At 71.9% G+C, this 13037-nt stretch carries 12 protein-coding genes, 1 other RNA gene and 2 pseudogenes; 8 read left to right on the top strand and 7 right to left on the bottom strand.

Translation table 11 applies throughout. From position 1 onward, the window contains the following. Window positions 1-7: 7 nt before the first annotated feature. Together ACH4G3_RS06500 and ACH4G3_RS06495 are read right to left on the bottom strand one after the other, a co-directional pair. Window positions 8-175, bottom strand: a complete 168-nt coding sequence (locus ACH4G3_RS06500; RefSeq protein ID WP_020275906.1) for a hypothetical protein — start codon at window positions 173-175, stop codon at window positions 8-10. Between the two features lie 97 nt (window positions 176-272). Beyond that, entirely contained in the window at window positions 273-1622 is a 1350-nt protein-coding gene (locus ACH4G3_RS06495; protein WP_397623435.1) for a hypothetical protein, read from the bottom strand. A 246-nt stretch (window positions 1623-1868) separates the two neighbouring features. Here ACH4G3_RS06495 and ACH4G3_RS06490 point away from each other — a divergent pair, with 246 nt between their 5' ends. The 3 genes from ACH4G3_RS06490 to ACH4G3_RS06480 are packed head-to-tail and all read left to right on the top strand — an operon-like array spanning window position 1869 to window position 5112. After that, window positions 1869-2726, top strand: a complete 858-nt coding sequence (locus ACH4G3_RS06490) for a Nif3-like dinuclear metal center hexameric protein (RefSeq protein WP_397623434.1) — start codon at window positions 1869-1871, stop codon at window positions 2724-2726. After that, on the top strand, window positions 2723-3466 hold the full coding sequence (locus tag ACH4G3_RS06485; RefSeq protein ID WP_082319836.1) for a CT398-like coiled coil hairpin domain-containing protein: 744 nt from the start codon (window positions 2723-2725) through the stop codon (window positions 3464-3466). Before ACH4G3_RS06490 ends, ACH4G3_RS06485 begins: the two co-directional genes overlap by 4 nt. 20 nt (window positions 3467-3486) lie before the next feature. Then, window positions 3487-5112 carry a histidine phosphatase family protein gene (locus ACH4G3_RS06480; RefSeq protein WP_397623433.1) on the top strand — a complete coding sequence of 542 codons (1626 nt, stop codon included), beginning with the start codon at window positions 3487-3489 and terminating at the stop codon, window positions 5110-5112. Here ACH4G3_RS06480 and eda read toward each other — a convergent pair. The 4 genes from eda to ACH4G3_RS06460 form a co-directional block, all read right to left on the bottom strand. Then, window positions 5087-5734, bottom strand: a complete 648-nt coding sequence (gene eda / locus ACH4G3_RS06475; protein WP_397623432.1) for a bifunctional 4-hydroxy-2-oxoglutarate aldolase/2-dehydro-3-deoxy-phosphogluconate aldolase — start codon at window positions 5732-5734, stop codon at window positions 5087-5089. The genes ACH4G3_RS06480 and eda overlap by 26 nt on opposite strands. 83 nt (window positions 5735-5817) lie before the next feature. Next, the gene (yaaA, locus tag ACH4G3_RS06470) at window positions 5818-6600 is read right to left on the bottom strand and encodes a peroxide stress protein YaaA (protein WP_397623431.1); all 783 of its coding nucleotides are present in this window, start codon (window positions 6598-6600) and stop codon (window positions 5818-5820) included. A 44-nt stretch (window positions 6601-6644) separates the two neighbouring features. After that, entirely contained in the window at window positions 6645-7223 is a 579-nt protein-coding gene (locus ACH4G3_RS06465) for a hypothetical protein (protein ID WP_397623430.1), read from the bottom strand. Beyond that, window positions 7220-7975, bottom strand: a complete 756-nt coding sequence (locus ACH4G3_RS06460; RefSeq protein WP_397623429.1) for a MerR family transcriptional regulator — start codon at window positions 7973-7975, stop codon at window positions 7220-7222. Before ACH4G3_RS06460 ends, ACH4G3_RS06465 begins: the two co-directional genes overlap by 4 nt. A gap of 163 nt (window positions 7976-8138) precedes the next feature. Here ACH4G3_RS06460 and ACH4G3_RS06455 point away from each other — a divergent pair, with 163 nt between their 5' ends. The 4 genes and pseudogenes from ACH4G3_RS06455 to rnpB all read left to right on the top strand — a co-directional run bounded on the left by ACH4G3_RS06455 (window position 8139) and on the right by rnpB (window position 10901). Then, window positions 8139-8717 (top strand): Uma2 family endonuclease, encoded by a 579-nt coding sequence (locus ACH4G3_RS06455; protein WP_397623428.1) that lies wholly within the window; start codon window positions 8139-8141, stop codon window positions 8715-8717. 24 nt (window positions 8718-8741) lie between these two features. Beyond that, a complete protein-coding gene (locus ACH4G3_RS06450; protein ID WP_397623427.1) occupies window positions 8742-9581 on the top strand; it encodes an AraC family transcriptional regulator in 840 nt (279 codons plus the stop codon). Between the two features lie 19 nt (window positions 9582-9600). Beyond that, a pseudogene (locus ACH4G3_RS06445) lies at window positions 9601-10380 on the top strand (DMT family transporter); the annotation flags it as partial. Window positions 10381-10495: 115 nt separating this feature from the next. After that, window positions 10496-10901, top strand: an RNA gene (gene rnpB / locus ACH4G3_RS06440) — RNase P RNA component class A. A 436-nt stretch (window positions 10902-11337) separates the two neighbouring features. Here the strand turns inward: rnpB and ACH4G3_RS06435 are convergent. Next, window positions 11338-12204 (bottom strand): annotated as a pseudogene (locus ACH4G3_RS06435) (IS5 family transposase). A 265-nt stretch (window positions 12205-12469) separates the two neighbouring features. Between ACH4G3_RS06435 and ACH4G3_RS06430 the strand changes: the two are divergent. Further along, complete coding sequence (locus tag ACH4G3_RS06430; RefSeq protein ID WP_397623426.1) at window positions 12470-13030, top strand: DUF3800 domain-containing protein; 561 nt, start codon at window positions 12470-12472, stop codon at window positions 13028-13030. Window positions 13031-13037 lie beyond the last annotated feature (7 nt).

Genomic DNA, 13037 nt, shown 5'->3' with positions numbered 1-13037 from the left:
CGTTCCGTCAGGCCGCCGTCTCGGTCCGCTCGGTCTCCGTCACCGGCTTGCGGTGGCGGCCGCGCGGAGCCGTCTCGCTGTCCTTCGTGGAGATCTCGCCACGGTGCCGGCCGTGGCCGGCGGCGATCTCCTGGACGTCGGAAGTGCGCAGCTGGTTCGTGCTGGCGTCGCTCATCGGATGGAATTCACCCCGTCAACATGATCTTTCAAACAGCCGGGCGAGTTTAACCGGCCCCCCGCACCCCGGATCCAGGCGGCCACGCCAACCGGCACTAGTTCGTTACAAGCCGTCCCAATGGCGCTTGCTGCAGCGGGACCGGGCGGGGGGCGGAGGGGGTCGGGGGAGAGGCGGGATCGGCTGGTGGGGCGGGTTGCGGGGGGTGTGGGGGATACGGCGTATGCGCGGGCTGTGCCGGTTCCGGAGCGTGCCCCGGTGTGTGGGGCGCCGGTGTGTGGGGCGCCGGTTCCGGAGGGTGTCCCGTTGCGGCGGTCGCGTCGGCGGCTCGCGCGTCCGGTCTCCGCCCCGGCCCCGGCACCGGATGTGGATGCGGATGCGGATGTGGATGCGGATGCGTGGCACCGGGCTCGGGTGGCGCCACGGCCGCGGGCGGGCTCACCTGTGCCACGCCGCACGGCACGGCCTCCGTCGCGTACGGCAGCCGCAGCACCCCGTCCGGCGTCCACGTCCCGGCACCCGCCAGCCACCCCTCGGGCGCCGGGAGGTGGTGCACCCGCCGCTCGGCCGGCCGCCACACGCCGACCCAGCTGCCGCGTGGCCCGTCGACGCGCAGCGCCACCGCGCAGCTCTCCGGCGTCAGCATCTGCCCCGGCTGGATCGCGAACGGCGTGACGGTGCAGTCCGGCAGCCGCAGGCACTCCGGGAAGCGCACCGGCAGTGTGCTGCCCAGTACACCCCAGCCCAGCCGGTCCTGACCCGGCGAGGGCGCGTCCGAGCGGATGAGCAGCAGCCCGCTGTCGTGGTCGGCGAGCAGCAGCCGGTCGTCGCTGTCGGCAGAGATCTGGAGCAGCGGCGACATCTCCCCGCCGCCCTCCAGGTCCACCACGACCGCCTTGGTGCGCCCGCCGGTCTCCCGGTCCAGGGCCAGCAGTCGTCCGGCACGGTCCAGCCAGACCCCGCCCGAGCAGCGGCCGGGCAGCTCGGCCAGCCGCTCGGGCCCGAAGGCACCGCCCGCCACCAGCCACACCGTCGTCGAACGCGGGCCGACGGACAGGGCGTACGCCCGCTCGCCGCCGGGGGCGGGCGGCAGCAGCCGCAGCAGGGCCGTGTCGTGCGGGCACTCGACCACGCCCAGGGGCAGCTCGCCGGTGCCGGGTCCGGTCGGGTACAGCAGCGAGAAGGCGTGCCGTCCGGCCACCAGACGGTGGATGAGGACCCGACCGTCGCCCATCGGCTGCACCTCGGTGCCGGGTTCCTCCGGCTGGTTGCGGGGCAGGGGTACCGCGTACGGCTCGGGGCCGTCCAGGGTCCAGCGCTCCGGGAACCAGGAGTCGCCGGCCGACGCGAGGCGTGCGGCGTAGGCACCGTCCGCGGTGAGTGTGCATCCTGCCGGCGCGGCCTCGTCCTCGTGTCCCGCCGAAGGCTCGATCGCACACGCTGTCATCGTTCGGTCACCTCCAGTGACGAACGTAGTTATCGTGCGCACGGCCGGGGATCCGCAGGTGCCCGACTTCACACATAAGGGTGTTCCAGGAACGATTCGCCTGAGGATGTGGGGGCTTGTGTGCTGCGCGGGCCGACAGCCCGCGGGCGGGGCATCGAGCGGTGGGAGTGGCCGTGGTCGCGGCGGGGGCGGCGGCGGTGCCGGTGGCGGTTCAACGCCACAGATCAGACGGGTAGCCTTGCACCCGTGCCCCGTCTGTCTGAAGTCATCGCCGAGCTGGAGAGCCTGTGGCCCGCCGAGCGGGCCGAGTCCTGGGACGCGGTCGGCACCGTCGTGGGCGACCCGGACCAGGAGGTCACGCGCGTGCTGTTCGCCGTCGACCCGGTCCAGGAGATCGTCGACGAGGCCGTGAAGCTGGGCGCCGACCTGCTCGTCACCCACCACCCGCTCTATCTGCGCGGCACGACGACGGTCGCGGCGTCGCACTTCAAAGGCCGTGTCGTCCACACCCTCATCAAGAACGACGTCGCGCTGCACGTCGCCCACACCAACGCCGACACCGCCGACCCCGGCGTCTCCGACGCCCTCGCGGGCGCCCTGGACCTCAGGGTCACCGGCCCGCTCGTACCGGACCCCGCCGACCCCGAAGGCCGCCGCGGCCTGGGCCGCGTGTGCGCCCTGGACCATCCGCTGACCGTCCGCGAGTTCGCCGCCCGCGCCGCGGAGCGGCTGCCCGCCACCGCGCAGGGCATCCGGGTCGCCGGCGACCCCGAGGCGGTGCTGCGTACCGTCGCCGTCAGCGGCGGCTCCGGCGACAGTCTCTTCGACCACGTACGCGCGGCGGGTGTTGACGCCTTCCTCACGGCGGACCTGCGCCACCACCCCGTCTCCGAGGCCCGCGCCCACAGCCCCCTCGCGCTGCTCGACGCGGCGCACTGGGCCACCGAGTGGCCCTGGTGCGAGCTGGCCGCGAGCCAGCTCGACGAGATCTCCGACCGCCACGGATGGGACCTGCGCGTCCACGTCTCGAAGACGGTCACCGACCCCTGGACCGCCCACGCGGCGTCCAGTACTTCCTCTGACCCACTGGGAGCCCCCAACTGAACGCCGCGCCCGCCGACCAGATCCGACTCCTCGACGTCCAGGACCTCGACGTCCGCCTCCAGCAGCTCGCCCACAAGCGGAGGTCGCTGCCCGAGCACGCCGAGATCGAGTCGCTGAACAAGGACCTGACGCAGCTGCGCGACCTCCTCGTGGCCGCGCAGACCGAGGAGAGCGACACCGCCCGCGAGCAGACCAAGGCCGAGCAGGACGTCGACCAGGTCCGCCAGCGCGCCGCCCGCGACCAGCAGCGCCTGGACTCCGGCGCCGTCTCCTCCCCCAAGGACCTGGAGAACCTCCAGCACGAGATCGCCTCGCTCGCCAAGCGGCAGGGCGACCTCGAGGACGTCGTGCTGGAGGTCATGGAGCGCCGGGAGTCCGCGCAGCAGCGGGTTGCCGAGCTGACCGAGCGGGTCGGCTCCGTCCAGTCGAAGATCGACGACGCGACCGCGCGCCGTGACGCCGCCTTCGAGGAGATCGACGGCGAGATCGCCACGGTCACCAAGGAGCGCGAGGTCATCGCCGGTTCGATCCCCGCCGACCTGCTCAAGCTCTACGACAAGCTGCGCGAGCAGCAGGGCGGCATCGGTGCGGCGAAGCTGTACGCGCGCAGCTGCCAGGGCTGCCGGCAGGAGCTCGCCATCACGGAGCTGAGCGAGATCCGCAGCGCCGCGCCCGACACGGTGATCCGCTGCGAGAACTGCCGCCGCATCCTGGTGCGCACGTCCGAGTCCGGTATCTAGGTCGCGGGGGAGCCCTTCCGGTGCGGGAGTTCATCGTCGAGGCCGACGGCGGGTCGCGGGGCAACCCGGGGCCCGCGGGCTACGGGGCCGTGGTGAGCGACGCGGCGACGGGTGAGACGCTGCGGGAGGCCGCCGAGTACCTCGGCGTCGCCACGAACAACGTCGCCGAGTACCGCGGCCTCCTCGCCGGGCTGCGCGCCGCCCACGAACTGGACCCGGCCGCGACGGTCCACGTCCGGATGGACTCCAAGCTCGTGGTCGAGCAGATGTCGGGCCGCTGGAAGATCAAGCACCCCGACATGAAGCCACTGGCCGCGGACGCGGCCCGGATCTTCCCGCCCGGGCGCGTGACGTACGAGTGGATTCCGCGCGAGCGCAACAAGCACGCGGACCGGCTGGCCAACGAGGCGATGGACGCCGGGGCCAGGGGGGAGCAGTGGTCGGCCTCGACTTCGACGGCGGACCTGGACACCACGGCCGCGGCTGTCGCCCCGACTGCCCCGCCCGGCCCATCGGCCCCGCCGGGCGACGCCGCGACAGGCGCCGCGAGGGCCCGCGAAGCCCTGGCGACGGGCCGCGCCGCCGCCTCCGCCGCACCGCCCGGCTCGGATCCGGAAGCCGGGCCTTCTCCCGTTCCGTCTTCCGCCCGCGGGGCGACGGAGCAGCGGGGCGGCGAAGGCGCGTCGGTCGAGGCCGGCGCCGGCTCGGCGAAGGCGGACTCCGACGCGCGTAGCGGCAGGGCGGACACGGACGTTCGTGCCGCCGGGCCGGACGCGGACGTTCGTGCGGCCGGGCCGGACGCGGGCGTTCGTGCGGCCGGGCCGGACACTGGCGTTCGTGCCGCCGGGCCGGACGCTGATGTCTGCGTGGCGAGGGCGGATGCCGATGCCCGTGTGGCCGGGGCGGACCCTGATGTCCGTGCCGGCGCCGGGCCGGGGGCCGGCGTCAGCGCTGCCAAGGCGGATGCCGATGCCCGGGCCGCCAAGGCCGTCGCCTCGCCCGGCTGGGCTCCCGCGGACATGGGTGCTCCCGCCACCTTCGTGCTGCTGCGGCACGGGGAGACGCCGTTGACGCCGCAGAAGCGGTTCTCCGGCAGTGGGGGCACCGACCTCGCCCTCTCCGACATCGGCAGGGACCAGGCCGAGCGAGCCGCCGCCCTGCTCGCCCGGCGGGGCACGATCCAGGCGATCGTGTCGTCGCCCCTGGCCCGCACCCGGGAGACCGCCGGGATCGTCGCCGCCCGGCTCGGCCTCGACGTCAGCGTCGACGACGGGCTGCGCGAGACGGACTTCGGCGCGTGGGAGGGCCTCACCTTCGCCGAGGTGCGCGAACGTCACCCCGACGACCTGAACGCCTGGCTGGCCTCCCCGGACGCCGAACCCACCGGCGGCGGCGAGAGCTTCGCGGCGACCGCCACCCGGATCGCCGCCACCCGCGACAAGCTGGTCGCGGCGTACGCGGGCCGCACGGTCCTGCTCGTCACGCACGTGACCCCGATCAAGACGCTCGTCCGGCTCGCCCTCGGCGCCCCGCCGGAGTCCCTGTTCCGGATGGAACTGTCGGCCGCGTCCCTGTCGGTCGTCGCGTACTACGCGGACGGCAACGCCAGCGTCTGGCTCCTCAACGACACGTCCCACCTGCGCTGAGCGCCGCCGCCTCGCGGGCCAGTGCCTCGACCCGGCCCCAGTCGCGCGCCGCGACCGCGTCCCGCGGCAGCATCCAGCTTCCGCCGACGCAGGCGACGTTGGGCAGGGCCAGATAGTCCGGGGCGGAGGCCGGGCCGATCCCGCCCGTGGGACAGAACCGGGCCTGGGGGAGCGGCCCCGCCAGCGACCTCAGATACGCCGTACCGCCCGCGGCCTCGGCCGGGAAGAACTTCATCTCCCGCACCCCGCGCTCCAGCAGCGCCACGACCTCCGAGGTGGTCGACACCCCCGGCAGGAACGGCACGCCGGAGGCACTCATCGCCTCCAGCAGTACGTCGGTCCAGCCGGGGCTGACCAGGAAGCGGGCGCCCGCGGCCACCGTGTCCGCGACCTGCTCGGGGCTGATCACCGTCCCGGCACCCACCACCGCCTCCGGCACCTGCCCGGCGATCTCCCGGATCGCCTCCACAGCCGCCGGCGTCCGCAGCGTCACCTCGATCGCGGGCAGCCCACCGGCGACCAGCGCCCGCGCCAGCGGTACGGCGTCACCGGCATCCTCGATGACGACGACGGGGACGACGGGCGCGAGGTCCAGCACGGAGGCGGGCAGGGGAGAGGCCATGGCCGTATCCTGCCGTCGTCTCAACAGCATGCGCAAAGGTCATTGCATATGTTGCAACACGTCGCTCAACGCAGTGCTGATGCTCAGTGGACCTCGGTCACCAGCACGTCCAGCGACCACGCCTGCCCCGCCTTCGCAGGGGCCTGCGCCTCCACGACGTACCCGAGATCCCGCAGCACCTCCACCAGCTCGGCCGGCCCCTTCGGAGCGGCCCCGGCGGTCAGCAGACTGCGCACCATCCGCCCCTTCGTCGCCTTGTTGAAGTGGCTGACGACCTTCCGCGTCGGCGCGTGCAGCACCCGCACCGACGCCGTCCGCCCGGCGACCTCGCCCTTCGGCTTCCACGCGGCGGCGTACGCGGCCGACCGCAGATCCAGCACCAGCCCGTCCCCGGCCGCCTCGGGCAGCACCGACGCCATCGGCGTACGCCAGTGCGCACCCAGCGCACCGAGCCCCGGCAGTTTCACGCCCATCGAGCACCGGTAGGACGGGATCCGGTCCGTCACCCGGACCGCTCCCCACAGCCCGGAGAAGACCAGCAGCGACCGCGCGGCACGCCGCTTGGCGGAGGCGTCCAGGGACGCCAGGCCGAGAGCGTCGTACAGCACTCCGGTGTAGATCTCCCCGGCCGGCCGGGCCCCCGCCGTGCGCAGCTCCGCGTTCTTCGCGACCTCGCCCCGCAGCCCCTCGCTCAGTCCGAGCACCTCGCGCGCCTTGTCCTCGTCACCGGCACACAGCTCGACCAGCTCGGTGAGGACGGCCTCCCGGGCGGCGGCCAGCCCCGGCAGCGACAGTGACTCCGGCTTCAGCGGGGCCCCGCGGCCGGAGGGGGCCTTGCCTTCGGACGGCGGCAGCAGGACAAGCACGCGTACTCCTTCGATCGAACCGCAGCCGACAGCGTACGGGGAGCTCAGACGCGCGCCTGCCCGAGGGCGCGCACGAGCCCGTCGGCGTCGTCGGCGTGGAAGCGGACGACCCGCACGTCCCGGCGACGCCCGAGGAAGGTGACGTGCGTGACCGGCTCCGTCAGTTCGAGCGTGACGGTCGTCTGCGACCCCACCTCGACGTCGAGCTCACCGTCGGCCCGCTCGTGCGTCATCCGCAGCTCGCGCCGCACCGAGGCGATCCGCTCCAACGGCACGCGCAGATCGACATGGACGTACCGCCGGATCCGCAGCGAGCCGCCCTCCACGTCCAGCACATGCGGGCGAACGACGGACGAGGCGTGCAACGCCACGACGACGACCACGCCGTACACGTCCAGGAAGAGGAAGACGGCGTGCACGGTGGGCCAGTCCCGCAGCAGCACCGACATGGCCACCGTCTCGACGACACACACGAACCCGAACCCGGCCATCATGGCGCCCTGCCCACGCGCGTACCCGAAGGCCCGCCCCCCGTCCGCCCCCGCCCTGCGCCGTACCACCCACAGCACGAGACTCACGAGCAGCCGCACCTCGTGCAGGACCAGCCGCCGCGCGACCCTCATCGCCGCTCCTCGGAGAGAATCCGCAGCGTACGGCGGATGACCTCCGCCTGCGCCGGGGCGAGATCGTCGTAGAAGGCCCGCAGGAAGCTGTGGTCCGGGTCGAGGTCCCCGACGTCCGGGAACAACCCCGCGGGAATGCAGTCGGCCAGGGTCCGAGCGGCCTCGGCGACGCGCGGATCGTCCGGCTCGGCACCGGCGAGCGCGTCGAGCAGCGCGTACGCCTCATGGGCCCGCGCCAGGGCCTCCGGACTCCCGAACGCCGCACCCAACGACGACGCCAGCCGCTCCCGCGCCTCCTCCGGCATGGCCGTCTCCAGGAAGGCGATGATCTCGCGGTCCTTGGCGGCCATGGGCGAGTCCGACAGATGCGCGGTCCCGGCGAACAAGGCAGCCAGCTCCGGCGATACCGGCCCCTCCGCCGGCACCCCGCCCTCCGCCTCCAGCAGCACCCGCAACCGCGCCCGCCGCTCCCGGGTCGCCTCCTCCTGCCGCGCCAGATCCTCCTCCAGCTCGGTCAGCACCTCGACGAGGTCCTTCCCGGCGTCCTCCGCCAGCACGTCCCGTACCTCGGCGAGCCCCAGCCCCAGCTCCGTCAGCCGCCGGATCCGTGCCAGCACGACAGCGTGCCGCAGCCCGTACTCCCGGTACCCGTTCGCCCGCCGCTCCGGCTCGGGCAACAGCCCCAGATGGTGGTAATGCCGCACGGCCCGCGTGGTGACGCCGACGACGGCGGCGAGTTCTCCGATCCGCATGGGACCAGTGAAGACGTTGACGCTGCGGCAGGGTCAAGCGAGCGGCTCGGTGCCTGACGGTGGCGTGGATGGTGTGCCACGATCGAGGGAAGGGGTCCCGATCTCACGGACAGGTGATCAGCCGATGTCCCAGTCTGGCGAGCGACCGAAGGAGGGGCGTGACATGACTGCCATGGCCCATGAGCCGCTCACGCAGGAAGAGGTCCTGCTGGAGGGCTTTCTCGCCCTGGACACGCCGGAGGGTTTCCGGGCCGAGCTGATCGAGGGGGAGATCGTTGTGACGCCGCCGCCGGACGGGGATCACGAGAAGTACATCAGCCGAATCGTGAGGCAAGTGATCAAGCAGTCCCGGACGGATATGGACTTCTCCGGCAACAAGGGGCTGAAGTTGCGGAGCGGGGCTGCCTGCCCCAAGAACCACCTGGTGCCGGACGTCACCTTCGGTCCCATCGAACTCGACCTGTTCGGCGGGGTCGGATCCTGGATGTCCTGCGAAGGCGTCGCCATGGTGCTGGAGGTGACGTCGACCAAGCCGAAGGCCGATCGCGAGGTAAAGCGCCGTTGCTACGCCCGCGCCGGCATCCCCCTCTACCTGCTCGTCGACCGGGACACCGCTCAGGTCACGTTGTTCAGCGAACCGAAGCAGGACGACTACCGCGAGCACTGCGCCCGCCCCTTCGGCAAGCCGGTCACTCTCCCCGAGCCGTTCGCCTTCGATCTGGACACAGCGGACCTCGTCTGATCCCCTGTGAGCCGGGGGTGCGAAGTGGGCGCAGAAGGACGGGTACGAGAACAGACTCGCTGGACCAGGGCCCGTCTGGGCCGCTCCGGCCCGCCCCTCGACCTCCTCACCGCCCACTTCGACCAGCACGTCTACGCACCCCACGCCCACGACGAGTTCACCATCGGCGTCACAGTCGGCGGCTCTGAGGTCATCGCCTACCGGGGCGGGCACATCCACTCCTACCCCGGCTCGATCGTCGTCCTGGAACCGGGCGAGATGCACACCGGCGGCCCGGCCGCCACGGACGGCTACGCCTACCAGGCCCTCTACGCCGAACCCTCCCTCCTCACCGACGGCACCCTCGGCGGCCTCCCGCACTTCAAAGACCCCGTCCTGCACGACCCGGAGCTGGTGGCAGCCCTCCGCGCCGCCCACACCGACATCAGCACCTGCCCCGACCCGCTGGAAGCCGAGTCCCGGCTGCCCTGGCTGCTCACGGCCCTGGCCCGCCGCCACTCCACGGCACGGGCCGGCACGGACACGGTGGCCGGCGCCCACCACATCGCCAGGGCCGTACGCGACCGCCTCGCCGGCGAACTCCTCGATCCCCCCTCCCTGGCCGCCCTCGCCACCGACCTCGGCCTGTCCCGCTACCAACTCCTCCGCGCCTTCCGCACGGCGACGGGGATACCGCCGTACGCCTGGCTCGCCCAGCACCGCGTCGCCAAGGCCCGCGGCCTCCTGGCATCCGGCCTCCGCCCCGCCGAGGTCGCCGGCCTCGTCGGCTTCGCCGACCAGGCGCATCTCACCCGCTGGTTCCGCCGCGTGCTGGGCGTGACCCCGGCGGCGTACCGCAACAGCGTTCAAGACGCGGCGGGGTGAGGCGGCCGAGACTCGCCGTATGACTGCACGCGGCTGGTTCCTGTTCTCCCTGATGGGAGTGGTCTGGGGCGTCCCCTACCTGATGATCAAGGTGGCGGTGGACGAACTGTCCCCTTCGGCGGTGGTGTTCGCACGCTGCGCGCTCGGCGCCGCCCTCCTCCTCCCCTTCGCCCTGCGCCAGCCGGGCCTGATACGCACCGTGCGGACGCACTGGAAGCCGATGCTGGCGTTCGCGGTCATCGAGATCATCGGCCCCTGGTACACCCTGACCGACGCCGAACGCCACCTCTCCAGCTCCACCGCGGGCCTGCTGATAGCGGGCGTACCGATCGTCGGCGTCCTGCTGTCCCGCTTCTTCGGCCAGGTGGAGCCGCTGGGCGCCCGCCGGATCACCGGCCTCGCGCTCGGACTCGTAGGCGTGGGCGTACTCACCGTCCCGCACCTGACCGGCGGCGACGCCCTCTCGCTCGCGGAGGTGCTGGTGACGGTCGTCGGCTACGCCACGGCCCCCCTGATCGCCGGCCGCCACCTCAAGAACGTTCCGACCCTGCACCTGATCACGCCCTGCCTGGCACTGGCCGCCCTGGTCTATGCCCCCGCAGCCGTCGCGTCCCGCCCCGCGGCCCTCCCCTCGCCCGAGACCCTCACCGCCCTGGCGGCCCTCGGCGTCGTCTGCACGGCCATCGCCTTCGTGGCCTTCCTGGAACTGATCAAGGAGGCCGGTCCGGCCCGCGCGTCCGTCATCACGTACGTCAACCCGGCGGTCGCGGTGGCGGCAGGCGCCGTCTTCTTGGACGAGCGCCTGACCCCGACGGTGCTGGCCGCCTTCGCCCTGATCCTGGCGGGCTCCGTCCTGGCCACGGCGGCGGCGCCGAAGCCCGCGTCACGCCGGGTACCATGGTCGACACGGCAGACGAGCCGGGCGGACGGCCGCGTGGAGTCCCCCTGACGGGGAGCTCCCCGAGGAACGTCCGGGCTCCACAGGGCAGGGTGGTGGCTAACGGCCACCCGGGGTGACCCGCGGGACAGTGCCACAGAAAGCAAACCGCCCAGCACCTCGGTGCTGGGTAAGGGTGAAACGGTGGTGTAAGAGACCACCAGTGCCTGGGGTGACTCAGGCAGCTAGGTAAACCCCACTCGGAGCAAGGTCAAGAGGGAGCACCTCGGTGCTCCTGCGCGGACGTTCGAGGGCTGCCCGCCCGAGTCCGCGGGTAGACCGCACGAGGCCGGCGGCAACGCCGGCCCTAGATGGATGGCCGTCGCCCGGGGCTCCGCGAGGAACCCCGGGAACAGAACCCGGCGTACAGCCCGACTCGTCTGCCGCTTGAGGCTCCGACCTTGGCTTTTGGTCCAGTTGAGGCCCTCTTCCGCGGCGGGGTATCCCGCGTCTACCTGGGAGTTCCCACGAGTTACCGCCGGAGTATGCACGCGTAGTGCACGGGGCAGGCTTGGCTGTTCTGGCCCGGTCGCACCCCGTACCCCAGCCGAGGCGGCAATGGCAGGCGAGCGGTCACCCCGCCGTGCGGGCCGCCTTCTGCCCTATGTGCTGTATCGCGGTTCGGCACCGACGATCGCCGCCGACCGCATGTGGGCGCCGGCACCCTGGCCGTCACATGACCGAGCAGTTCTTTCACGCAACCGCAATCAAGTCCGCCTGGCACATGGCCTGAGCGACAGGCTGTTGGCGAGGCTGGAGCGCCAGGACTGCCGGGTGTTGGCCAGGACCTGCGTTAAAAGGTCGTTTTCTCCCGGCGTCTTATCCCGTTATGGGTAATTGGTTCTTAGTTGTCGGGTCGCGCCAGGTGTGGTGCTCTCGCCGGTGAGGCGGCGGGCCATGAGGTCGGTCATGGCGAGGTGGATCATTGCTTCGGAGCGGGCCGGGAGGGTTTCGTAGTCGCGGGCCAGGCGGCGGTGCAGCATCAGCCAGCCGTAGGTCCGCTCGACCGCCCACCGTTTCGGTATCGGGGTGAATCCCCTGGTCCCAGGGGTGCGGGCGGAGATTTCCATATCGATGCCGAGGGTGGCGGCATGCTCGACGAAATGCTTGCGGTAGCCGCCGGCGACCCACACTTTGCGGACGCCGGGATGGTCGGCGGCGACCTGGTCGAGCAGCTTGGTGCCGGCCATCGAGTCCTGCACGCCGGTCGCGGTGACCGGCACCGCGATCAGGAGGCCGATCGTGTCGGTCACGATGCTTCGCTTCCTGCCTACGATCTTCTTGGCGTTGTCCGTGCCCTGACTCGCGGCGGGGACGCCGGTGGAGGTCTTGACGCTCTGTGCGTCGATCACTCACGCTGACGGCTCCGCGTTCCGGCCTTCCTGCTGTCGCACCAATTCCCGCAGCAGGCCGTTGAGCTGGGCGGAGATGCCGTCGGACTGCCACTTGGCGAAGTAGCCGTAGACCGTGTTCCAGTTCGGGAAATCATGGGGCAGGTAGCGCCACTGCACCCCGGTGCGGTCCAGGTACAGGATCGCGTTCATGATTTCGCGCAGATCATGCTCGGGCGGCCGGCCGAAACCCAGGGCCCGGCCGCGACGCTCGTCGCGCCACGCGGACAGCACCGGCTCGATCAACCCAGCGGGCATCGGACAGATCACTCGGATACGCACGACGGTCGGTCATGACCCGGACGTACCGCCGGTCGGGGGCGTGCGCCCAGGCGTGTCTCCTGCCTCAATGAAGCGCGCAACGGATCCGGGCGTCCTGGAATGAGACAGGCGCAAGCCGATTCCTGCCCCAGTTGTCACACCCCCTGCCTCGGCAGACACGACCAGCCTGGCAGCCCCACCCGCACCAATACCTCAGTGGCCGCAATAGCGGATGCACCACCCCACACAAGATAAAAACGACCTCTAAGGAGAACGGCATCGTCAAGGTGGAGGACGCAATGTGCGGCGCCTCCGTGGCGTCCCTGTGCGCCCACTTCGGGCACCTCCTCGCCGAGCGTGACGACCGAGGCATCGTCCTCCTCGACAGTCGCACCAAGAGAAGAAACGTGGACAATGTGCACTGCGTGACGACCCGTAAGCTCCGTCCGGGTGGAGATCTGATGCCCCATGTCGCGGAGTCGCCCGTGTTCGGACACAGCGACTCCCACATCGGCCTGCAGATCGCCGACCTGCTGATCTCCTCCGTCTTCTTCCCCGGCGGCGTGCGCCACCTACGCGGAGGAACTGGCGTGGAACACCCACTGTCCCCGGCCTACGCGGCGATAAGGGGACGCCACTGCCCGCGTGTGGGAGACCTACAGCATCGGTATCAGACGGCGACGGGCAAGTGGACTGGAGGGGTCGTGGTGTCGGACAGGCGGAGGGGGCTGTCGGCAGCGGAGCCGTTCCGAGTCGGCGAGCCCACGGCTGTCATCCCCCACCCAGCAGCCACCCGCTGCCCCAGCCGGGAGCGAGCCGTGAGAGAAACACGGATCCGGGCTGTCGGTAGGTCGCGGTAAGGTCAAC

It is taken from the genome of Streptomyces afghaniensis, from assembly GCF_044327915.1.
Lineage (GTDB): Bacteria > Actinomycetota > Actinomycetes > Streptomycetales > Streptomycetaceae > Streptomyces > Streptomyces afghaniensis.
Note: the sequence above shows the minus strand (reverse complement) of the source record. Positions and strands in the feature narration are given on the sequence as shown.